This window comes from Solihabitans fulvus, from assembly GCF_008386585.1.
Lineage (GTDB): Bacteria > Actinomycetota > Actinomycetes > Mycobacteriales > Pseudonocardiaceae > Solihabitans > Solihabitans fulvus.
Genome location: NZ_VUOB01000041.1, coordinates 290,798 through 311,579, shown reverse-complemented (window position 1 = coordinate 311,579; position 20,782 = coordinate 290,798). Strand labels below are relative to the sequence as shown.

General features: G+C 69.2%; 20 protein-coding genes. 9 read left to right on the top strand and 11 right to left on the bottom strand.

What is annotated here, in order from left to right; translation table 11 throughout:
- Positions 1-29 precede the first annotated feature (29 nt).
- The 3 genes from dacB to gnd all read right to left on the bottom strand — a co-directional run bounded on the left by dacB (position 30) and on the right by gnd (position 4,632).
- On the bottom strand, positions 30-1,607 hold the full coding sequence (gene dacB / locus F0L68_RS23340) for a D-alanyl-D-alanine carboxypeptidase/D-alanyl-D-alanine endopeptidase (protein WP_223199055.1): 1,578 nt from the start codon (positions 1,605-1,607) through the stop codon (positions 30-32).
- A gap of 178 nt (positions 1,608-1,785) precedes the next feature.
- Positions 1,786-3,072: an SGNH/GDSL hydrolase family protein gene (locus F0L68_RS23335; protein ID WP_149851768.1), complete on the bottom strand. Its 1,287-nt coding sequence runs from the start codon at positions 3,070-3,072 to the stop codon at positions 1,786-1,788.
- Between the two features lie 117 nt (positions 3,073-3,189).
- Positions 3,190-4,632, bottom strand: coding sequence for an NADP-dependent phosphogluconate dehydrogenase (gene gnd / locus F0L68_RS23330; protein WP_149851766.1), 1,443 nt, complete (start codon positions 4,630-4,632; stop codon positions 3,190-3,192).
- Between the two features lie 251 nt (positions 4,633-4,883).
- Between gnd and F0L68_RS42565 the strand changes: the two genes are divergently transcribed.
- The gene (locus tag F0L68_RS42565) at positions 4,884-5,477 is read left to right on the top strand and encodes a hypothetical protein (RefSeq protein WP_188316755.1); all 594 of its coding nucleotides are present in this window, start codon (positions 4,884-4,886) and stop codon (positions 5,475-5,477) included.
- A gap of 220 nt (positions 5,478-5,697) precedes the next feature.
- Here the strand turns inward: F0L68_RS42565 and F0L68_RS23320 are convergent, their stop codons facing one another.
- Positions 5,698-6,303, bottom strand: a complete 606-nt coding sequence (locus tag F0L68_RS23320; RefSeq protein WP_149851763.1) for a LysE family translocator — start codon at positions 6,301-6,303, stop codon at positions 5,698-5,700.
- Between F0L68_RS23320 and F0L68_RS23315 the strand changes: the two genes are divergently transcribed.
- The 8 genes from F0L68_RS23315 to F0L68_RS23280 all read left to right on the top strand — a co-directional run bounded on the left by F0L68_RS23315 (position 6,298) and on the right by F0L68_RS23280 (position 11,589).
- Positions 6,298-6,900, top strand: a complete 603-nt coding sequence (locus tag F0L68_RS23315) for an Lrp/AsnC family transcriptional regulator (RefSeq protein ID WP_223199054.1) — start codon at positions 6,298-6,300, stop codon at positions 6,898-6,900. The genes F0L68_RS23320 and F0L68_RS23315 overlap by 6 nt on opposite strands.
- A 114-nt stretch (positions 6,901-7,014) precedes the next feature.
- The gene (locus tag F0L68_RS23310) at positions 7,015-7,977 is read left to right on the top strand and encodes an undecaprenyl-diphosphate phosphatase (protein WP_149851762.1); all 963 of its coding nucleotides are present in this window, start codon (positions 7,015-7,017) and stop codon (positions 7,975-7,977) included.
- Positions 7,978-8,119: 142 nt separating this feature from the next.
- On the top strand, positions 8,120-8,491 hold the full coding sequence (locus tag F0L68_RS23305) for a hypothetical protein (RefSeq protein WP_149851761.1): 372 nt from the start codon (positions 8,120-8,122) through the stop codon (positions 8,489-8,491).
- A gap of 4 nt (positions 8,492-8,495) precedes the next feature.
- The gene (locus tag F0L68_RS23300) at positions 8,496-9,332 is read left to right on the top strand and encodes a helix-turn-helix domain-containing protein (RefSeq protein WP_149851760.1); all 837 of its coding nucleotides are present in this window, start codon (positions 8,496-8,498) and stop codon (positions 9,330-9,332) included.
- Positions 9,333-9,355: 23 nt separating this feature from the next.
- On the top strand, positions 9,356-9,532 hold the full coding sequence (locus F0L68_RS23295) for a DUF397 domain-containing protein (protein WP_149851759.1): 177 nt from the start codon (positions 9,356-9,358) through the stop codon (positions 9,530-9,532).
- 37 nt (positions 9,533-9,569) lie between these two features.
- Complete coding sequence (locus F0L68_RS23290) at positions 9,570-9,809, top strand: FitA-like ribbon-helix-helix domain-containing protein (protein ID WP_149851758.1); 240 nt, start codon at positions 9,570-9,572, stop codon at positions 9,807-9,809.
- Positions 9,802-10,203 carry a type II toxin-antitoxin system VapC family toxin gene (locus F0L68_RS23285; protein WP_149851757.1) on the top strand — a complete coding sequence of 134 codons (402 nt, stop codon included), beginning with the start codon at positions 9,802-9,804 and terminating at the stop codon, positions 10,201-10,203. Before F0L68_RS23290 ends, F0L68_RS23285 begins: the two co-directional genes overlap by 8 nt.
- A gap of 36 nt (positions 10,204-10,239) precedes the next feature.
- Positions 10,240-11,589, top strand: coding sequence for a hypothetical protein (locus F0L68_RS23280; protein ID WP_149851756.1), 1,350 nt, complete (start codon positions 10,240-10,242; stop codon positions 11,587-11,589).
- Between the two features lie 29 nt (positions 11,590-11,618).
- Here F0L68_RS23280 and F0L68_RS23275 read toward each other — a convergent pair whose 3' ends face one another.
- From F0L68_RS23275 to F0L68_RS23245, 7 genes are all read right to left on the bottom strand, one after another.
- Positions 11,619-11,999 (bottom strand): MerR, encoded by a 381-nt coding sequence (locus F0L68_RS23275; RefSeq protein WP_149851755.1) that lies wholly within the window; start codon positions 11,997-11,999, stop codon positions 11,619-11,621.
- Positions 11,996-12,256 carry a hypothetical protein gene (locus tag F0L68_RS23270; RefSeq protein ID WP_149851753.1) on the bottom strand — a complete coding sequence of 87 codons (261 nt, stop codon included), beginning with the start codon at positions 12,254-12,256 and terminating at the stop codon, positions 11,996-11,998. Before F0L68_RS23270 ends, F0L68_RS23275 begins: the two co-directional genes overlap by 4 nt.
- A 243-nt stretch (positions 12,257-12,499) precedes the next feature.
- Positions 12,500-13,441 carry an acyl-CoA thioesterase II gene (tesB, locus tag F0L68_RS23265; protein WP_149851752.1) on the bottom strand — a complete coding sequence of 314 codons (942 nt, stop codon included), beginning with the start codon at positions 13,439-13,441 and terminating at the stop codon, positions 12,500-12,502.
- A 43-nt stretch (positions 13,442-13,484) separates the two neighbouring features.
- Positions 13,485-14,909, bottom strand: a complete 1,425-nt coding sequence (gene pyk / locus F0L68_RS23260; RefSeq protein ID WP_149851751.1) for a pyruvate kinase — start codon at positions 14,907-14,909, stop codon at positions 13,485-13,487.
- Between the two features lie 177 nt (positions 14,910-15,086).
- Positions 15,087-15,740 carry a DUF2461 domain-containing protein gene (locus F0L68_RS23255; protein ID WP_149851750.1) on the bottom strand — a complete coding sequence of 218 codons (654 nt, stop codon included), beginning with the start codon at positions 15,738-15,740 and terminating at the stop codon, positions 15,087-15,089.
- A 110-nt stretch (positions 15,741-15,850) separates the two neighbouring features.
- Positions 15,851-20,332, bottom strand: a complete 4,482-nt coding sequence (locus F0L68_RS23250) for a ricin-type beta-trefoil lectin domain protein (protein ID WP_149851748.1) — start codon at positions 20,330-20,332, stop codon at positions 15,851-15,853.
- 45 nt (positions 20,333-20,377) lie between these two features.
- Positions 20,378-20,782: a hypothetical protein gene (locus tag F0L68_RS23245; protein ID WP_149851747.1), complete on the bottom strand. Its 405-nt coding sequence runs from the start codon at positions 20,780-20,782 to the stop codon at positions 20,378-20,380.

Sequence of the window (20,782 nt, the reverse complement as noted above, 5' to 3'; positions counted from 1 at the left end):
CCCGCCACCAGGACTCGACCGGCTTGCCCTCAGCAGGACTTGGTCCAGGAACACTCCAGGCTGGCGCCGCGCCCCACGGTAGGCGTGGCTGACACAGGCGGTGCGGCCGCCCGCTGGTTCGGCAGCCGGACGTGCCCCGAGGTGTCGTTCGGCCCCCGGTACTCGGCCAGCCGGACGCCGACCGCGTCCTCGACGTCCTTGAGCGAGTCGGCGAGGAAGTCGTTCTGCACGAAGGAGAACACCAGGTGCTCACCGTCGGCCGCGGTGACGTACCCGGACAGCGCGGTGACGCCGGTCATCGAGCCCGTCTTGGCGCGCAGGTTGTTGGCCGCTGCGGTCCCGGTCATCCGGTGCCGCAGCGTGCCACCGACCAGTCGATCCGGCACCCCCGCGATCGGCAGCGAGTCGTACCACGGGCCGAACCACGGCTTGCCGCGCGCCGCGATGAGCAGCGCCGCGAGCTGGTCCGGCGACACGTTGTCCATTCTGGACAGTCCGGAGCCGTCGACCATCCGCAGCGCGGCCGGGTCGACGCCGAGCCCGGCCAGCTTGCCGGCGAGCGCCCGCGTGCCGGCGTCCCACGACCCGACGCCGGACTCCTTGCGGCCGGCCGACTTGGTCAGGATCTCGGCGTGCATGTTGTTGCTCAGCTTCATGAACGGCACCAGCAGGGCGCGCAGCGGGATCGAGTCGTGCTTGGCCAGCTCGGTTGCCCCGGCCGGAGCCGCCCGGTACGAGGTGCCACCGACCACGCGAATCCCGTTGTCCTGCAACGCCTTCCGGAAGAACGAGGCGACCAGTGCGGTGGGATTCCACACGGCGACGAACTCCTCGTCCGGCGCGGCGTCGGACCCGATGGACCCGGTGAGGCGCACCGTGTTCGTGCCGTGGTCGCGGTCGACCGTCACGTTCGTGCCGGAGCCGGCCGCCCCGGTCGTCACGCCGTTCTCGATCGTCAGGTAGTCGGTCGGCGGATCGGTCTCGACCTTCGCCTGCCGACCGACCGCACCTGGCCTGATCCGCACGATCACCGAGCCAGCGTCGTAGTCGGTGGTCGGCGACACGGTCAGCGCGGAGGTCTGCGCGCTGTAGTAGAACGGCTCGTCGTCCCAGGACCAGCCCGGCCCCAGCCGCACGCTGTCGAACCAGGTGTCGTCGGCGACCAGTCCGCCGCTGACCGTGCGGACGCCGCTCGCGGCGAGCCGAACGGCGAGGTCCCGGTAGTCCTTGGCGAGCATGGTGGGATCGCCGGTCCCGCGCAGGTAGAGGTTCCCGCCGATGGTCGACCCGGTGCGGTGGCCGTCGGCCAACACGCTGGTGCCGAACGTGTAGTCCGGGCCGAGCAGTTCCAGCGCGGCCGTCGAGGTGAGCAGCTTACCGTTGGACGCGGGCAGCTGCCGCGCCGCGCTGTTCCTGGTGTACAGCACCGAACCCGTGTCCGCGTTGCGCACCACGAGCCCGACGGTCGCGCCGGTCAGCCGGGGATCGGCGAGGATCGTGTCGAGGTCCTTGCCGAGCGGGTTGCCGTCCTCGGCGACCGCGCCGGTCAGCAGCGCGCCGGGCAGCGCCGCGCTCGGCAGTCCGAACAACAGGGCGAGTACCACCACCAGAACCAGGGCGTGTCCGGTGGATCTCCTTCCTGCTGCGACGGAAGAAACCCACGGGGTATGTCCCAGCGATCGGCGTGTCATCTCCAGCTCCTACGGGTTCGGGGCGGACTGTGTCGATCTTGGCGCAGTCCGCCCCGAACCTGCTACCCCGGAACGACGGGGGGCCTAGCAGCCCTCAGAGCAGGTCGAGGTCCACCGCCGCCGCCATGGCGCGGTAGCCGGCCGCGTTGGGGTGCAGGTGGTCGCCGCTGTCGAACTCCGCGCGAACGGCCTCCGGATCGGCGGGGTTGGCCAGCGCCGAGGAGAAGTCCACGACGGCGTCGTACTCCCCGCTGGTGCGGATCCAGTCGTTGAGCTCCTTGCGCGTCTGGTTGCCGGCGTCGGTGTAGTAGCCCGCCCCCTTGAACGGGGTCAGGGTCGCGCCGATCGCCTTCAGGCCGTGCGCGTGCAACTGGCGAATGATCTCGCGGTGCGCCGCGATCAGCTCCTGCGTGGTGACCAGCTGATTGGGCTTGGCGCAGGGATTGTCGAAGTAGCTGAAGCCGATGTCGTTGATGCCCTCCAACACGATCACCGTGCGCGCGCCGGGCTGGTCGAACACGTCGCGCTGCAACCGCGACGCGGCCTTCTCGCCGAAGCAGGGCGAGTCGTTGAGCACGCGGTTGCCGGCGATGCCAGCGTTCGCTACCGCCCTTGGCCTGCCGGCTGCCGTCAGCCGGTCGGCGAGCTGGTCCGGGTAGCGGTCGTTCGCATCGACTGTGGAGCCGTAGCCGTCGGTGATGGAGTCGCCGAAGGCCACAACGGTCTTCCTGGCGTCGCCGCCGACCACTTCGACCCCGTCAAGCACGTACCAGGACGTCGAGGTCTTCGCGAACGCCGCCGCCGACGCGTCGGCGCGGTGGTCTCCGTCGGCGAGGTAACTCGTCTCCGAGGACACCATGTGGTAATCCACCGGCCCGGTCGCGTCGGCGAAGTACAGCGTCACGGCCAGCAGCTCCGCCGGCCGCGTCCACAGCCAGGCGGTGTCGCTGACCGCCTCGCCGCCTGCCGGGATCACCGTGCCCTCGCGGTGGCGGAAGGTCAGCTCGCGAGCGCTGCCCGGCTCGACCGCCGCGCCGACGCCCGCCCTGGCGACCGACGCGCCGGTCACCCGCAGCGGCTTCGTGCCGTGCGCGTTGGACAGCGTGATCCGCGCGCCCGCGCCGCCCGCGCTGATCCGCACGACCTCGCGGACCGAGTTGTTCGTGAAGCCCGACTCCGACCAGTTCGGGACGAATCCGGCGGACGGCAGCTGCGGCGGGGCCGCCCAGGTGCCGACCCAGTCGCCGTGGCCCCACGCCGCCGAATCCGGCTCGGCGAGCGCCTGTCCGCCGCCGAAGCCGACCAGCAGCGTCGCCGCCGTGGCGAGACCAAGAACGACCGTGCCCGCCCTACGCCTTAACGATTGTGCGGACGTGCCCATGCGCAATCCCCCAACGTTGTCGTAGCTCGCGATCTGTCTATGGCCAATTACTACTCGTGGGCACCGACAGTTCCGGGCGGTCTCGTCGGCTTGGCCGCCCGAGACCGCCCGGCTCTCTCAGGCCTCGATCTCGCTGCGGTCCGCGCCCCACAGCGTGTGGAAGCTGCCCTCGCGGTCCACCCTGCGGTAGGTGTGCGCGCCGAAGAAGTCGCGCAGCCCCTGCACGAGCGCGGCCGGCAGCCGCTCGGAGCGCAGGCCGTCGTAGTAGGCCAGCGCGGAGGAGAAGCCCGGCACCGGCACGCCGGCCTGCACGGCGGTGCTCACCACGCGGCGCCACGCCTGCTGCGCCTGCTCCACCGCGTCGGCGAAGTAGTCGTTCACCAGCAGCGAGGGCAGCTCGGGGTTGCCGTCGTAGGCCTCGCGGATCCGGTCGAGGAACCGCGCCCTGATGATGCAGCCGCCGCGCCAGATGGTGGCCATTGCGCCGAGATCGATGTTCCAGCCGTAGGTCTGGCTGGCCGCGCGGATCTGGTCGAAGCCCTGCGCGTAGGCGACCACCTTCGACGCGTACAGCGCGTGCCGAACGTCGTCCACCAACCCATCGACGGCGACGGTCGACGGCACGTCGCCGGGCAGCCGGTCGCGCACCGCGACCCGCTGGTCCACGTGGCCGGACAGCGCGCGGGCGAACACGGCCTCGGCGATGCCGGTGACGGGGATGCCCAGTTCGAGGGCCTCCTGCACGGTCCAGCGGCCGGTGCCCTTCTGCTCGGCCTGGTCGGCGACGACGTCCACGAACGGCTGGCCGGTGGCCGCGTCGACGTGCCCGAGCACCTCGGCGGTGATCTCCACCAGGTAGGACTCCAGGTCGCCGGAGTTCCAGCCGCGGAACACCTCGGCGATCTCGGCGGGCTTCAGCCCGCCTGCGCGCCGCAGCAGGTCGTAGGCCTCGGCGATGAGCTGCATGTCGGCGTACTCGATGCCGTTGTGCACCATCTTCACGAAGTGGCCGGCGCCGTCGGGGCCGACGTGCACGCAGCACGGCTGGCCGTCGACCTTCGCCGCGATGGACTCCAGCACCGGGCCGAGGTGCGCGTAGGACTCCTTCGAGCCGCCCGGCATGATGCTCGGGCCGTTCAGCGCGCCCTCCTCGCCGCCGGAGATGCCGGCGCCGACGAAGTGCAGGCCGCGCTCGCGCAGCGCGGCCTCGCGGCGGCGGGTGTCCGCGAACTGCGCGTTGCCGCCGTCGATGACCATGTCGCCGGGTTCGAGGAGGTCGACGAGCTCGTCGATGACCGCGTCGGTCGGCTGGCCCGCCTTGACCATGATGATGATCTGGCGCGGCTTCGCCAGCGCGGCGACCAGCTCGGGCATCGTCTCGGCCGCGACGAAGTCGCCCTCTTGGCCGTGCTGCTCGATCAGCGCCGTCGTGCGCGCGCTCGTCCGGTTGTGGACGGCGACGCGGTAGCCGTGCCTGGCCAGGTTCCTCGCCAGGTTGCTGCCCATCGTCGCGAGACCGGTAACCGCGATCCTGGCCGTGCCCTCAGTCTGTTCCACCATGGCGCAAGCCTGCCGAACTCGGCGGCACGATGCGACCTGGATCTACTCCAACGCGAGAAAGATCATCCACGCGGGCCAGCGGGAACAAACGACTCGAACGGCCGCACGCGGTGACTTCTCCTGCGTACGCTGGAATTTGCGGGTGCCGGCTGGTGGGCGGTGGGGGATCTCGAGGGGGCGCAGTGAGGCGCGTGAGCACGTCCAACAAAGAGCCGTTACCCGACCGCGTGGCCGGGGGAGTTCGCGAGCAGGTGCGCGCGGAACTCGCGCGACGATGGGAACGGCCGGTGGAGCTGGTCTACCTGGGGTCGATGCGCCCCTTCGTCAAGGTCCCCGGGCGACGCGAGGACGGAACGATCAAGGGGCAGCACCGGTTCAGGCAGTGTTGCCACAAGGTGTGGCGCGGCACGCTGCGGGTGGCGGCGCTGGTGGGCAGCGTCGGCCTCATCGCGCTTGCTGTCTGGTCCGGGCCTTCCACCATCGGCCCTGGCTGGTGGCCGAGGGCACGGAATCGCCACACGCTGCTCACCGGGCCGGCAGGCTGCGCGGCGGTGCAGTTCCTCGACGCGGCGCGTACCGCCAACAAGCATCTCTGGCTCGCCTGGACGAGCGAGACCGTGGAGTTGGTGCAGGCCAGCTCGAAGCTTCCGCTACGGGTTCGGTGGTTCGCGACGGCGCCCGACTGGCCGATGGTCGACTTCGAGCGGGGAGTGATGTGGTGGACGGACGGATCGTCCGCCCCGCTGCCCATCGAACAGATCGAACTGACGCGCCTCGCGGACTCCCAAGACCGTCAACGCCGCGCGAACACGCCGCTCCGGCCGCTCATGGACGCGATCGACTGAGCGCCTACAGACCGAACGACCGCCAGGCCCTGCACCGTGCTCGGCTGGCGGGCCGCAGGCGTGCTATCGACGGGTTCGTCGAGCCGACCTGGGCCTCGGTCCAAGCACGCCGGACGAACTTCGCCGCCTGGCAGGACGACCGCCTTGTGCTCGACTCCACCCGCGCCCTGGCCGACAACCCGCACGTCGCGCTGACCCATCTCCGCGAAGCCGGCGGACGCTAGACCGCGATGATGGACGCGGCCATGCCCAGCAGCGCAGCCCCGCAGCACCGCTCGAACACCCGCCGCGCCCTCGGCCTCGCGAGCAGGGCGGCGAGCTGCCGGGCCAACGGCACCACGAGCGCCCAGAACGCGGCGAAAGTCAGCACGACCACGCCGCTGAGCAGCGCGGCCTGCGGTAGGGGCGCGGCCTGCGGGTCCATCGCCTGCGGCACCAGGGTCAGGAAGATCAGCATCACCTTGGGGTTGAGCAGGTCCCCGAGCACGCCGCGCAGGAACACCGCGCGCGCCGTCCGTTCCGTCAGCGCAGGCTGCGCACCGCCGCCCCGCGCGGCCCGCAGCGTCGCCAGACCCAGATAGCCGAGGTAGGCCGCGCCGATCACCTTCACCACGAACAGCGCCGTTGGCACGGCCGCGACCAGGGCGGACAGGCCGAGGGTGGCCGCCGTGGCGTGCACGAGCAGGCCGCAGATGACGCCCGCGGCGGTCAGCACGCCCCAGCGCATGCCGAGCGCCGCGTTCCTGGTGATCAGCACGAAGTCCGGGCCGGGCACCAACATCAGCACCACCAGCGCGACCAGGAACGACGCCCACGCGACGTGCACAGCAAACCTCCCTTGTGGACTCCTCGCGCGGATCTTGCTGCCGAGGTTCGGCCAGTTGCCAGCGACCCTGTACTTTGTTCGGTTGTGGGCGACACATCCGAACTGGATTCGATCGACTGGCGAATCCTCGAAGAACTACAGAACGACGCGACCCTGCCGAACCGCACGCTGGCGGAGCTGGTCGGTCTCGCGCCGTCGACGTGCCTGCAACGGGTCCGGCGGCTGCGTGAACAGGGCGTGATCACCGGCAGCCACGCCGTGGTGAACCCGGTCGCCGCCGGCCTGCCCCTCGAAGCGGTCGTGTCGGTGAACGTCCGGCCGCACACCCGTCCCGTGGTGGCCGCGTTCCGCCGGTTCGTGATGGCGCAGCCGGAAACGCGCTCGTTGTTCCACGTGAGCGGTCAGGCCGATTTCCTGATTCACATCGCGGTCGCTGACAGCACGCATTTGCAGGTGTTTCTCGTGGACAAACTGGCCGCACGGACCGAAGTGCGCAATCTGACGAGTTCGGTGGTGCTGGAGCGGGTGGAGACCAGGGCGTTGACGCCGCCGCCGTCAATGCGGCCCACGCACCGCCGCCGCCAACCGTCGTCCTGAGGACATCTAGGGTTTACCCAGATCACGCGCGGGCTGGCTTACCGTGAACGGTCACTCCCCCGTGCAGAGCAGCCGCCGTACCCTCGCGCACCCGCAACCGGAAGGCCCAGCACTATGGCAGACCTGACCTACCCCGAGGCGATCGTGGTCGGTCTCCTTCAGGGAGTCAGCGAACTGTTCCCCGTCTCCAGCCTCGGACACAGCGTGCTGCTGCCCGCCCTGGTGGGTGGGCAGTGGGGCAAGGACCTCGACATCACCGCCGAGGGCTCGCCGTATCTCGCGGTGCTCGTGGCCATGCACGTGGCGACGGCGATCGCGCTCGTCGCGTTCTTCTGGCAGGACTGGGTGCGGGTCATCAGCGGGCTGATCACCTCGATCCGGTACCGGCGCATCGAGACGACGGGCGAACGGCTGGCGTGGCTGCTGATCATCGGCACCATTCCCGTCGGCATAGCCGGACTCGCGCTGGAACACACGCTGCGAAGTCACCTCGGCAAGCCCATCCCGGCGGCGATCTTCCTTGCGGTGAACGGAATCGTGCTCTACTCCGTCGAGAAGCTGCGAAAGAAGAAGGACGCCGCCGAGAGCGGCCGCGCGCGCCGAGCGGATCCCGAGGCGACGATCGTGATCGCCGTCGAGGACACCAATCCGCTGACCGCCATCGCCGTCGACGAGCAGTCCGACCGGAGGCTGGCCAAGCTCACCTTCGTCGATGCCCTCACGATCGGCGCCGCGCAGATTCTGGCGCTGCTGCCCGGTATCAGCCGCTCCGGCATCACCATCGTGGCCGGCCTGGTGAAGGGCCTCCGGCACGAGGACGCGGCGCGGTTCGCGTTCCTGCTGGCGACGCCGGTCATCCTCGCGGCAGGCGCGCTGAAGGTGCCCGAGCTGTTCAAGCCCGCGGTGAGCGGTTCGCTCGGCCCGGCCATCGTCGGCAGCATCGTCGCCGGAATCGCCTCGTATGTCTCGGTGAAGTTCCTGACGTCCTACTTCGAGACACGCACCCTGAACCCGTTCGCGATCTACTGCACCATCGCCGGAGTCGGCTCGCTGGCGTACTTCCTGGCGACCGGCTGATCGTTCCCGCTTGACCGGCACCCCTTGCGTCGCACGCAAGGGGTGCTTCTTTTGTATGGACCTACCCGCGGAAACTAGCTCACCCGGCCATGCCCCGACGACCATATGCCTCCTCAACGAGCGCGTTTCGGGGGACGACCCAATGGATTCCCGGTACATCGACGAGCTGCTGGCCGAGCTTGTCCGTCGGCGGTTCACGCTGCACTACTTCGGCCTGCGATCCCGCCCGCACCTCATTGGGGCGACCCTGCACCGGGACGGCTGTGTGGACGTGCTCATCCTCCGAGGCCCGGATCTCGCGGCCGCCTGCCGCGTGGTGGCCGGCCGATCGGAGCTGTTCGCCCCGAGCGAGGTCGTGTGGCATTACCTCGGTTCGGCGGCGCTGACCATGCGGGCGCTGTTCGCAATGGTGCCGCCGAGTCACCCCGCCGCGCCGTGGTTCCGTTACCCCGCACCGGAATCCTGCCGCATACCACCGTCCATTCGCCGCCCGGTGTCCATTCGGCCATTCTGAGCACATGCCGGAGCTGGATCCGACCGTTCGGGGCGAGGAGTTGGGTGCCGAGCTACGCCGTCTGCGGGAGTCGGCCGGCCTGAGCCTCAACGACGCAGCAGCCACGATCGACGCCTCAGCAAGCAAACTGAGCCGGATAGAGAACGCCAAGATCGGTGTCGTGCCGACGGACGTCGCCGGTCTCCTGGCCACCTACGGCGTGCGAGGTAAGGAGCGCAGCGACCTCCTCGACCTCGCTCACTCGGTGGAGAAGCGCGGCTGGCTACGCCCGCACAACACCCCGTTCGAGGCCCAGATGCGCACGTTGCACAACCTGGAGTCCCGAGCTGCCGCCATCACGCGGGTGGAGGTGACATTCGTACCCGGGCTCCTCCAAACCATCGAGTACATGTACGCAGTCATGCGTCCAGCGGGTGTTATCGACGAGAAGGAGGTCGAATCCCGGGTGGTGACTCGGCTGGGTAGGCAGTCGGTACTGCGCCGGCCCAACGCTCCGAATTTCCTGGCGATCATCGACGAGACTGTCCTGCAACGACAGATCGGCGGTCCTGACGTGATGCGGGCTCAACTCCGCTATCTGATCGAGGCGGCGAACCGGCCCAACATCGTCATCCGGATCATCCCGGCCTCGGTGCCGGTGCATCTCGGCCTGGACGGTGCGTTCACACGGTTTCACTTCGTTGACCGGGAAGGTGTGGTCTACCTGGAGAACCGCACTACGGTCGTCCTGCTAGAGGAGAAGGAGGAGACCGGGTACTACGATTGGTTGGTCAGGAGCCTGCTCACGGTGGCCCTCAACGCGGAAGAGTCGAAGGCGTTGCTCGCCATCCTGGTGGACTGAGCTAACCCGGAAGCGAGCGTCCATTGAGCCGTCCAGAGCTGGTTTGGCGCAAGAGCAGCCGTAGCGGAACAAACACAGCGGAGTGTGTCGAGGTGGCCTTCCCACCTGAGGCCGTGGCCGTGCGCGACTCCAAGAACCCCGACGGCCCCCGCCTGACCTTCCCCCGAACCGCCTTCGCCGCCTTCCTCGAACGCTTCTAGCGCTGATTCAGCGCTAGACCTGCGCTACGATCGCGCTATGGCGACGATCCAGGTCAGAGACATTCCCGACGACGTGGCGGAGACGTACCGACGACGCGCCGAGGCGGCCGGCAAGTCGCTTCAGTCGTACATGCGCGACCAACTGATCGCGATGGCGCGGCGGCGCGACAAGGCCGAGGTGATGGCCATCGTGGAGGACACGCTGGCGCAGGCTCCTGGGCCGGGACTCAGCACCGACGCCATCGTCGCCGATCTCAGGGAGCTGCGTGATGCATGAGTTCGTCGTCGACGCGGCTGCGGCCATCGGCGCGTTGAGCGGCAAGGACGCCGTCGGTATCGCGCTCCGCAAGCGGATCGCCGAGGCGACCTGCCATGCGCCCCATCTCATCGACGCCGAGGTTGGGCACGTGTTGCGTCGGCGCGAACGACGTGGCGAGATCACCGAGGAAGTGGCGTTGACCGGACTTCGCGCGTTGCCGGAGCTGATCGACCACCGATACCCGCACGCCGGACGCCTGTCCGAACACGCCTGGGACCTGCGGCACACGATCACCTTCTACGACGGCCTGTACGTTGCGCTGGCCGCGGCGCTGAAGGTGCCGCTGCTCACCAGCGACGTGCGGCTCAGCAATGCCCCCGGCCTGTCCTGCCGTGTCGAACTCGTCGAGTGACCTCCACGCGTCCGGCGCAGCCGCTACGGTCACCGGGTGGCCGGCGATGATCTCTCCCCGCTCGAACGCGCCCTGTTCAAGGCCGTCGCCGAGGGCAGGATTCTCACCTGTAGCGACCTGAAGCCCGCGCAACTCGCCGACAGCACCGAGTATGTGATCCGGGCGAGCGTCATCCGGGACGTCCTGCGCGGCCGGTACGTCAGCAATCTCGACCCGCGTGGGCTGCGCATCCAGGGCGCGCGGGTCGTCGGCCAGCTCGATCTCGACGGCATGGACTGCCCGGTCGGCATCGGCTTCTACGACTGCCTGTTCGACGAGCCGATGAGCATGCGGCACGCGTACCTGCCGTGGCTGGGCATGGGCGGCACACATCTCCCCGAGCTGTCTGCCGAACTCGTGCGCGTCGAGGGAAACGTCCGCCTGGTCGACGGGTTCACCGCGACGGCGAGCAACGACTGGGGCGCGGTGCGGCTTCGGGCGGCCCGCATCCACGGCGACCTCGACTGCAACGGCGCGCGGCTGACCAACCACGCCGGTCCGGCGCTGCACGTCCAGAACGCGCACATCGACGGCACCGTCTTCCTCAACAACGCCTCGTTCACCGCGAGCAGGGTCCGGCACGCCACGGTGGTCCTGCTCGGCGCGCAGATCGGCTCGGACCTGTTCTTCCGCAACACCCGGCTGACCAACACCGACGGCGGCGTCGTGCTCGACCTCCGCTCGGCCTCGGTGGAAACGCTGTCGCTGCCGGAGGACATCATCGACAGCCCGATCCAGCTGGACGGCTTCACCTACCACCGCCTCGGGCGGTCCACGGCCCGCTGGGACCGGTGGGTGCACTGGCTGCGCGACCTGGTGCCGTCCTACTCCGCCCAGCCCTACCAACAGCTCGCCGCCTTCCACCGGGCGGCGGGCCACGAGGCGATCGCCAGGCGCATCCTGATCGCCCAGCAGGACGACCTGGCCGTGCGGGGCGGCCTCAGCAAGGTCGCGCGGCTCCAGCACCGGCTGAAGCGGCTGATCGTCGGCTACGGCTACCAGTCGTGGCGAGCCGTCATCGGCCTCGCCGCCGTGATCACGCTCGCCATCGGCGTCGGGCTGATCGCCGGCCACACGGAGGCCGCGCCCGGCCGACCCGTGGCGACCCACACCGACAAGACGGTCCAGCCACGCACGCCGTGCTCCATCGTCGAGCAGGTCGGCCTCGGCGTCGACCGGGGTCTGCCGGTGATCAACACGGGCATCCGGGACCGCTGCGACATCGACACCGGCAGCGCCGTGGGACAGGTCCTGACGGCCGCGGCATGGCTGTTGCAGCTGGCCGCGTGGGCGCTGGCGACCCTGGTGATCGCCGGCTACACGGGCCTCATCCGCAAGACGCCCTGACAGGCGGCCGGTCATGTCGCGGAGCTGAGTCAATGGTTGATCAACTGGTTGACGCGCTGGTGGGAAAGGTTGAGCACGTCGCCAATCGCTCGTTGCGACGCGCCGGCCTTGAGCAGGGTCGACACAGCCTCGTTGCGTGCCCGGTCCCGAGCAGCCTGCAACTCGCGCAATTCACTCTCCAGAGCCAGAACGCGTTGAATCTGCTCCGTAACGTCCTCGCCACCAACCAGGTAGTGCCACCGCAGAGCGAAGTCATCCGGGTCGGACTCCGTCAGCCCGGAGATCAGGTCGCGCACCTCCGTTTCGAGATCCGCGAAGTGCTCGACGTCCGTAGCTGCCGGCGCGAGACCGTCCACGACGGCCACCCACAGGTTGTCCTCCCTGGAAACGGTCACGTCGTAGGCGGTCATGACTCCTCCATCCACTTCTCACCGAACAGACGGGCCAGCCCGTCCTCGAGGTTGCGCAGCACTGCCCAGGACAGTTCGCGCGCATGGCTGGTCAGGCCGAACCTTCCCACCTCGGCTCCTTCGGAGTCGACCAGCGCGTAGATGCGATGCGAACCCTTGCCTCGACCGCGCAACTCAACAACGTTGAGTCCGACACGGCGAGCCGCTTTGTGCACAAGCCTCATCGCCTGCGCCGGCTTCATCCGCTTGACCACCATGAGCTTAAGTCTAGCGAGCTAGACATTCAAGCGTCTATCCAACTAGACGCCACGAACAGATGAAACGAACCGCTACAGGCAGCAAGCCTCAACGACCGTCGGCGTACTGAGCGCCGCCGAAGCCCAGGATCGGATAGCCCCCAGGACAACTGGTTCGGCGCAGGACCCTGCCAGATCGGCCCGGCCCGGTAGCGGAGGGACACGGGTCGGAAACGTTCCGTAGTGAAACGGAGCCGACCGCCGCTACGGCAGGACGCGGAGCAGGCCCTCCTGCACGACGGTCGCCACCAGCGTGCCGTCCTGGGCAAAGAACCGGCCCGTGGCCAGCCCGCGCGCGCCCGACGCGCTCGGCGAGGCGCAGTCGTACAGGAACCACTCGTCGGCGCGGAACCGGCGGTGGAACCACATCGCGTGGTCCAGGCTCGCGCCGAGCACCTTGTCCACGCCCCAGTACACGCCGTGCCTGGCCAGCACCGAGTCCAGCAGCGTCATGTCCGACGCATACGCCAGCACGCACACGTGCAGCAGGTCGTCGTCCGGCAGCTTGCCGTCGGCCCTCATCCACACCTGGTTGCGCGCCTCGCGCGGGCCCGCCTCCCTGGTCACCCAGGCCGGCTCCGTCACGTACCGCAGGTCGATCGGCCTCGGCATGCTCGCGAACGGACCCATCTGCGCCCGATACGGCGCCACCCGCTCCGCGTAGGTCGGCAGCGACTCGGGGTCCGGCACGTCGGGCATGGGCTCGGCGTGGTCGATCCCGCCCTCGTCGATCTGGAAGGACGCCGACAGCGAGAAGATCGCCTTGCCGCGCTGCACGCCAACCACGCGGCGGGTGGTGAACGAGTGCCCGTCCCGGATGCGGTCGACCTCGTACACGATCGGGATGCTCGGGTCACCCGGACGAATGAAATACGCGTGCAGCGAGTGCACGTGGCGCTCCGGCGGAACCGTCCGGCCGGCCGCCACCAGCGCCTGACCGGCGACCTGGCCGCCGAACACCCGCACCGGCGACTCCGCGGGGCTCACGCCCCGGAAGATGTTCTCCTCGATGCGCTCGAGGTCGAGCAGCGCGACGAGCCGGTCGAGCACCGGCTGCCCGCATGGAACGCCGTCACTGGTCAGCGGCACCGACCCGTCCGCCGAAGCGGTTGGATCGGCGGCCGCCGCACGGGCCGCCTCCGTCAAATGGAACTCCCTACAAACGGCCCGTGCGGCGCTCCGCAGCAGGTCAGGCGTGGTCTTCCTCGCCGAGCCTGTGGACCCGGATGAGGTTGGTCGAGCCGACGGTCCCAGGCGGCGAACCGGCCACGATGACCACCAGGTCACCCGGCTGGTAGCGGCCGATCGAGAGCATCGACTGGTCCACCTGGCGGACCATCTCGTCCGTCGAGTTCACCTTAGGCACCAGGAACGTCTCGGTGCCCCAGGTGAGAGCAAGCTGACTCAGCACGTCCTGCTCGGGAGTGAACGCGAGCAGCGGCAGCGGCGTGTGCAGGCGCGCGAGCCGCCGCACGGTGTCACCGGACTGGGTGAAGGCGACCAGCGCCTTCGCGTTCAGCCGCTCACCGATGTCCCTGGCCGCGTAGGAGAGCACGCCGCGCTTGGTGCGCGGCACGTGCGTCAGCGGCGGCACCACCGTCGACTCGGTCTCCACCGCCACGATGATCCGGCTCATGGTCTGCACGGACTCGATCGCGTAGCGGCCGACGCTGGTCTCACCGGACAGCATCAGGGCGTCGGCGCCGTCCAGCACCGCGTTGGCGACGTCGGACGTCTCCGCCCTGGTCGGCCGCGAGTTGCTGATCATCGAATCGAGCATCTGGGTGGCCACGATCACCGGCTTGGCGTTCTCGCGGGCGATCTGGATCGCGCGCTTCTGCACCAGCGGCACGTGCTCGAGCGGCAGCTCCACGCCCAGGTCACCGCGGGCGACCATGATGCCGTCGAAGGCCAGCACGATGGCCTCGAGGTTGTCCACCGCCTCGGGCTTCTCCACCTTGGCGACCACCGGCAGCCTGCCCTTGCCGACCCGGTCCATCACCTGGTGCACCAGGTCGATGTCGGCGGGCGACCGCACGAAGGACAGCGCGATGAAGTCGACGCCGAGTCCGAGCGCGAACTCCAGGTCCTCGACGTCCTTCTCGCTCATCGCCGGCACGGACACGTCCATGCCGGGCAGCGAGAGGCCCTTGTTGTCGCTGACCGGGCCGCCCTCGGTGACCTCGCAGACCACGTCGGGGCCCTCGACGTCCGTGACGACCAGGCCGACCTTGCCGTCGTCGACCAGCAATCGGTCGCCGACCTTGGCGTCCTTGGCCAGGCCCTTGTACGTGGTGGACACCCGGTCGTGCGTGCCGGCGACGTCTTCGACGGTGATTCGGACAATGTCCCCGTTGCGCCACTGGACCGGTCCGCCGGCGAACCTGCCGAGGCGGATCTTCGGGCCCTGGAGGTCAGCCAGGATGCCGACCGCGCGCTCCGACTCGTCCGCTGCTGCGCGCACGAGGTCATAGACCTGCTTGTGGTCGGCATGGCTGCCGTGACTGAAGTTCATCCTGGCCACGTCCATACCGGCGGCGACAAGCTCGCGCACCTTGTCCGGTGTGGCGGTGGCAGGCCCCATGGTACAGACGATCTTCGCGCGTCGGCTCACGTTCCGGCAGCCTAGCGTCCCGGGCTGGACCGATCCCGAAGTACTGGCAAGTAATCTCCGGACAGGCGGCCTGCCAGGCACGAAACTCGCAAAAATTCGCCGTTGCGTGGCCACGACGTTGCTCTGCGTTATCCGATTGTCCCAGGGTGTGGCGGAGCCCTCGATGCGGAGCAACCGCTACCGCCACGGCTTGTCGCTGAGTCCGATGTGGTCGACGCACCATTCGTTGAACGGGCGCAGCGCGCGCCAACCCTTGCGGACCCGGTCCAGCGTGGCGCGCTCGTGCAGCGCGTCGTCGGGCTCCCAGATCTTCACGGCGTACAGCCTGCGGCGGCGCAGCAGCTCGATCCGAGGGTGGTCGGCGTCGTACCCGCGCGGCCGGGTCTTGAGCTGGTCGCCGCGCACCTCCCAGCCCGCCTTGGCGAGCGTGGCCAGCAGTCCTTCGAGGACGCCTCCGCGCCGGTCCTCCGCCACCGCGGCGCGGAACCGCGCGAGCTGGTCCCCGGCCATCGCGAACGAGCCGCCACCCACCATCAGTCCTTCGGAGCTGACCTGCACGTAGTACGCGCCGCCGCCCCTGCCCTGCTCGACCACGCCGCCGCAGTGTTCTTTGTACGGCGTCTTGTCCTTGCTGAACCGAACGTCCCGAAACGGCCGAAACACCTTGCCAGGGCCGAACTCCTGCTCCAGTTCGGCGAGCAGCGCCTCCATGGGCGCGCGCACGTCCGACTGGTAGGTGTCGCGGTTGTCGTCCCAGTACGCCTTGGAGTTGTCCGCGCCGAGGCCGTCGAAGAAGTCGACCGCGTGTTCCCCGAAACCCGTGAACGTCACCGAGGCAGCTTACGGAACCGGTCACCGGGTGGGACCGGCAGACAGGGAAGGGGCGGCCGCCTCCCGGCGACCGCCCCTTCCCTGTCGTGCGTTGTCGTGTCGCTACCCGCTCAGCTCGCGTGCGCCGGCGTGGACCAGCGCTGGTACGCCCCACCGTTCCAGTCGTAGATCTGGAGGTAGTTGCCGTCGGTGGTGTTGCCGAACTGGTCGTCGAGAACCCTGTTCGACACGGGGTTCACCAACGCCCCGTTGGGCCGCTGGACCCACTGCTGGGCGTTGTTGCCGTTGCACTGCCACAACTCGACCTCGGTCGCGTTGGCGGTCCCTGCCCCGACGACGTCGAGGCACTTGCCCATGCTCTGGACGGTGCCGTCACCCGTGGCATACCAGAGCTGGCCGGTCGGTCCGTAGCAGGTCCACAGCCATACCTTGGAGTTGCTCGGATTCGAACCCATCACGTCGACGCACTTGCCGCCGACACCGGTGATCGGACCACGCGACACGGTCTGGAAGGTGTGCTGCCACTGCTGGAGCGAGGTGGCCAGGCAGTCCTGGATGGACAGTGCAGCCTGGCTGTCTCCGGAAGCCGCGGTCAGGCAGCGCCCGGACTTCGGGTTGACGAGCGTGCCGTCCGCCCTGGCCAGCCACTGCTGCGCGGGATCCGCGTTGCACTCCCACAGCAGCGCGGCGGTGCCGGCGGCCGTGCCGGCCTTGTCCACGGTCAGGCACTTGCCGTCCGCACGAACCGTGCCGTCACCGGTCGCTGACCACTGCTGCGCCACGCCGCCGTTGCAGTCCCAGAGTCGCAGACCGACGTTGAGCGGATTGTTGTTGGGCACGTCGAGGCACCTGCCACCGGGGCCGGTCAACGCGCCTACCCTGCCACCGGCGGGGTTCGGCGCGCGCCAGACCTGATCGGACCGGCCCGCGCAGTCCTGGATCACCGTTGCCGCACCGAGGTCGCCGGACGCCGGCGTGAGGCACCGACCTGAATGGGGGTTGATCAGCGCGCCGTCCTGGCGCAGCAGCCACTGCTGGCTGTCCTCCCCGCCGCAGTCCCACAACAGCGCAGCGGTGCCGTTGGCCGTGCCGAACTTGTCCACGGTCAGGCACTTGCCGGCGGCCTGAACGGTTCCGTCGCCCAGCATGCTCCACGCCTGGGCGAACCCGCCGTTGCAGTCCCACAGCCGGACCAGGGTGTTGTCCGGATTGCCGTTGGCCAGGTCGAGGCAGCGGTTGTTCGCGCCGACGAACGTGCCGGACCGCACCGGCGTGTTGCGCTTGATCCGGACATCCCGGAAGCGCACCTGACTGTTGCCGCCGTTGTTCTGCAACCCGACGAAGCTGTTGACATTGAACTTGTTCGGGTCCGTGCTCGTGTACTCGTTGACCTTCTGGCCGTTGAGCAGCACCGTGACCATGTTCCAGCCGACCGTGATCTCGAAGGTGTTCCACTGGCCGGTCGGCTTCGCCGCCGCCGAGGTCGGCGCCTGGAAGCCGACGATGCCGCCGGTTGCGAGGGTGCCCGTGGCGTTCTTCGGTCCGATCTGCACCTCGAGCCCACGCGTGGCGGGCACGGCGGGATCGCCGCCGGGATTGGCGAAGCCGACGAACACACCAGAGTCGGCGTTGTCCGTGGTGGCCTTCCAGTCCAGCTTCAGCGTGTAGTCGTTGGCGTAGGTGTGCAGGGCATACCAGGACACGTCGGTGCCGGTGTCGGTGGCCAGTTCGCAGCCGTCCCGCAGGATCGGCTTCGTGCCGGCGACCTGCCAGCCGTCGAGCCCGGTCTCCGCACGGCCGTCGAACGCGCTGGCGAAGCCCGCCTCGTTCCTCGGCAGCACGCAGTTGCCGACCGGGCCGGTCACCTGGCTGCCGCCGACGAAGTAACCGGACACGTCGGCCGCGACCCTGGCCTGGCCGCGTTCGTTGCGGATGTCGACCTGACCGCTGGCGCCCAACGGGGCGAACACCGTGCCGGCCTCCGACTCGTTCTTGCCGATACCGATGTTGGTCACCGGGGACCAGCCGACCTCGGTCGAGTTGATCGTGAGTTCGGTGCCCTGGGTGTCCTCGGTGCCGGTGACGGTGAGCACCGCCGTGGTGGCGGAGCGGCTCACCCCGGCGAGCCCGCCGACCTGGAAGGCGCCGATCTCGCCCTGGCCGAGCGGCGTGTTGCGCAGCCCGGTTCCGGTTGCCGTGTCGACGATCCGGCTGGCCTCGGGCAGCGCCACGTAGCGCGCGCCGCTGCCCTGGGAGAACCAGCCGACGACGTCGACGATCACCTGGGTCGAGCCGACTCCGGCGGTGTTGCTGATCTTGATGGTGCCGTCCGGGGCGATCGGCACGATCACCATGTTCGAGCGCCGGTCGGTCCGGCGCAGGCTCAGCGCGGAGATGCCGGTGGGGTTGGCCGCGTAGGTGGACAGGTAGGTCTCGTCGGTCGCCTCGACACCGGTCAGGTTGATCACCACCGAGGTGGCATCCTGCGGCACGCCGGCGACACCGCGGACGGTGACGGGGAAGTTGGTGCCGGCCGCGAGCGGCCCGGTGCGCTGCGTTGCGCCGATGCCACGGGTGTCGACGATCCGCTCCGGCGAGGGCTTGGCGAAGTAGGTGGACGCACCCTGCGCGCTGAAGTAGCCGAACTCCTCGACCACGAGCCAGGCGTTGCCGGCCCGGTTGCGCACGCGGATGCCGCCATCCTTGCCGACCGGGGCGATCACCGAGACGCTGGTGAAACCGCCGCCCGGCCGGACGGCCAGGGTGGTTGCCTTGCTGGTGGACTGCGTCGGGTCACCGGGGAACAGATCGAAACCGGTCGCGACGTCCGACCTGCCCGAGATGGTCAGCGCGACCGCGGTCGCGTCGGCCGGGAGGTTCGGGACCTTCAGCGTGTAGATCTGGCCCACGGTGTAGGCCTGGCTGTGGATCCGGATCGGTTCGGGCAGCGAGGTGTAGCCGTTGCCGGTGAAGGCCGGCACGGTGTCCGGGGTGCCGAGCGCCAGAGTGCCGCTGCCCCACTGGTTGTCCGCCCGCGCGGGGTTGGCCTTCGACTGGAGCGACGCCTGCAACTGGGCGGCGTCGAGCTGCGGATTGGCCGACTTCAGGATCGCGGCCGCGCCGGCCACGTGCGCGGCGGCGGCCGAGGTACCCACGAGCGCGGCCGGGCCGTAGAGAGCGGTGCTGACCGCGTCGAACCCGGTGATGTCCGGCTTCATCCGGCCGTCGATGGTCGGGCCCTGGCCGCTGTAGAACTCGAGCGCGCCCGAGCCCGGCTTGGTCGCGCCGACCGCCATGGCATAGGGAGAGGTCGCAGGCTCGGTGACACTGCCCGGCGCGGTGACGTACTGGAGGCCGTCGCCCGGCTTGCCGTCCGCGCCGAACACGAACAGGTCGAAGGACGTGGTGAACTTGGCCGTGTTGTTCTTGACGTAGACGAAGTACTGGCGGGGCACGCCGTCGGTGTTGGTGAAGGTGACTTCCTCGGTCGGCCTCGCGCCGCCCACGACGTCGCGTTGGTTGTTCACCGAGGTAGCCATGATGTTCGGGTCGGTCGGACCAGTCGGCGGGTGGGCCGACTTCATGACGTAGAGGTCGAGGTCCTCGTTCGTCTTCGGCCAGGCGTCCCAGCGGAGGCCGACCGTGGTCTTGTGGTTGGCGGCCAGGTTGAAGCCGTTGTTCTCGGCGGTGCCGGAGAACTCGACGAACCCGTTGCCGTCGGCGTCGACGGCCTTGCCGGCGAAATGGGTGGCGGCCAGGTTGCCGGCCGCGACGGACCAGAGGATGCCTGCCTGGCGGGTGCGCTTGACCACGTCGGCGGGGCTGCCCGGTTCGCCGCCGCCGTCGCCGCGGCCCGAGGTCAGGAAGCCGACGGCGGCGGTGATGACCTGCACGCCCTGCTGTTGCAGCCAGTCCGTGGCCGGCGCGAAGTCCAGCGGGCCGTCGATGCAGGCGAGGTAGAGGGAGGCGTCGGGGGCCATGTCGTGCACGACCTCGGCGACCGAGGTGCCGTGATCCTCGGACTTGGTGGTGTCGTGGCAGTTGCTGGTGTTGATCGCGAGCTGCGGCCCGGTCGCGGGGAGTTCGCCTGCGTTCTGGATGTCGGCCAGGCTGTCGAAGCCCACGTCGATGATGCCGATCTTGACCCCGGCACCCCTGCTGCCGGCCTTGATCCAGGCGTCGGCGCCCGATGCGGAGACGCCCTCGGAGGTGACCGCCATGGGCAGCGCGCGCTCGGGCCTGCGGATGTTCTGCACCGCGGGCTGCTTGGCCAGCTCGGCGACCTTGTCGGCCGGCACGGCGGCCTGCACGCGCCCGCCCTGGGCGGTGGTGACCTCGCCGCCGACCTTGCCGACGGCGTCACGCAGGCCGGCCTCCTGCTGGCCGTCGAGGTAGAGCAGCACCCGACCGCTCTTGTCCTTGGGCACGGCCTCGCCCGGCTTCGGTGCCGTGACGGGCGCTGGTAGCGCTGGCGTCGGGTCGGCGACCGGCTTGGGCGGCGCGGTCGGGGCCGCCAGCACAGGAGACGCGAGGCCGGCCACCCCCAACGCCACACCGACGGCCAACGCGGCCGCACGTCTCAGTGTTCTCATCTCATCCCATTTCACCCGAGTGCCGAAACAATGTTTCACGGCAGGTCATTTGATTGGAGGAAACTTGAAGTTGTACCTACCGGCAACGCCGTCATAAGCGACCTCAAAGGGAGGTGCACTAATGCCGAACTCGATCTCGGCCCAGCCGATGATCGCCGCCGTGAGCCCTTCCGGCTGGTAGTCGGTCAAGACAATCCTGACCTCCCGCACCCTGACGAGCACTTGCCCGACGGGCACGGCGTTTTCAATCAGCCTGGACACCATGCGGAGTCCGTCCAGCACGAACACCACCTCATCGGCCGGCAGCTTCGCCTCAGCAAGTTCCACCGAAAGGCGCGGTGAAATTCGAATCGCGTCCGCAGGAAGATCGACACCGACCGAGGACTCGGCGGTCAACTTGACGTAGATCCCCCAGCTAGCCTGCCGCTCCCGATAGACAAATGTCAGCAT

Excerpts from the sequence above, each read along its gene's own strand:
- F0L68_RS23335 (WP_149851768.1), bottom strand. The coding sequence starts at position 3,072 with ATGGGCACGTCCGCACAATCGTTAAGGCGTAGGGCGGGCACGGTCGTT.
- gnd (WP_149851766.1), bottom strand. The coding sequence starts at position 4,632 with ATGGTGGAACAGACTGAGGGCACGGCCAGGATCGCGGTTACCGGTCTC.
- F0L68_RS23310 (WP_149851762.1), top strand. The coding sequence starts at position 7,015 with ATGGCAGACCTGACCTACCCCGAGGCGATCGTGGTCGGTCTCCTTCAG.
- F0L68_RS23305 (WP_149851761.1), top strand. The coding sequence starts at position 8,120 with ATGGATTCCCGGTACATCGACGAGCTGCTGGCCGAGCTTGTCCGTCGG.
- F0L68_RS23300 (WP_149851760.1), top strand. The coding sequence starts at position 8,496 with ATGCCGGAGCTGGATCCGACCGTTCGGGGCGAGGAGTTGGGTGCCGAG.
- F0L68_RS23290 (WP_149851758.1), top strand. The coding sequence starts at position 9,570 with ATGGCGACGATCCAGGTCAGAGACATTCCCGACGACGTGGCGGAGACG.
- F0L68_RS23285 (WP_149851757.1), top strand. The coding sequence starts at position 9,802 with ATGCATGAGTTCGTCGTCGACGCGGCTGCGGCCATCGGCGCGTTGAGC.
- F0L68_RS23275 (WP_149851755.1), bottom strand. The coding sequence starts at position 11,999 with ATGACCGCCTACGACGTGACCGTTTCCAGGGAGGACAACCTGTGGGTG.
- F0L68_RS23270 (WP_149851753.1), bottom strand. The coding sequence starts at position 12,256 with ATGGTGGTCAAGCGGATGAAGCCGGCGCAGGCGATGAGGCTTGTGCAC.
- F0L68_RS23250 (WP_149851748.1), bottom strand. The coding sequence starts at position 20,332 with ATGAGAACACTGAGACGTGCGGCCGCGTTGGCCGTCGGTGTGGCGTTG.
- F0L68_RS23245 (WP_149851747.1), bottom strand. The coding sequence starts at position 20,782 with ATGCTGACATTTGTCTATCGGGAGCGGCAGGCTAGCTGGGGGATCTAC.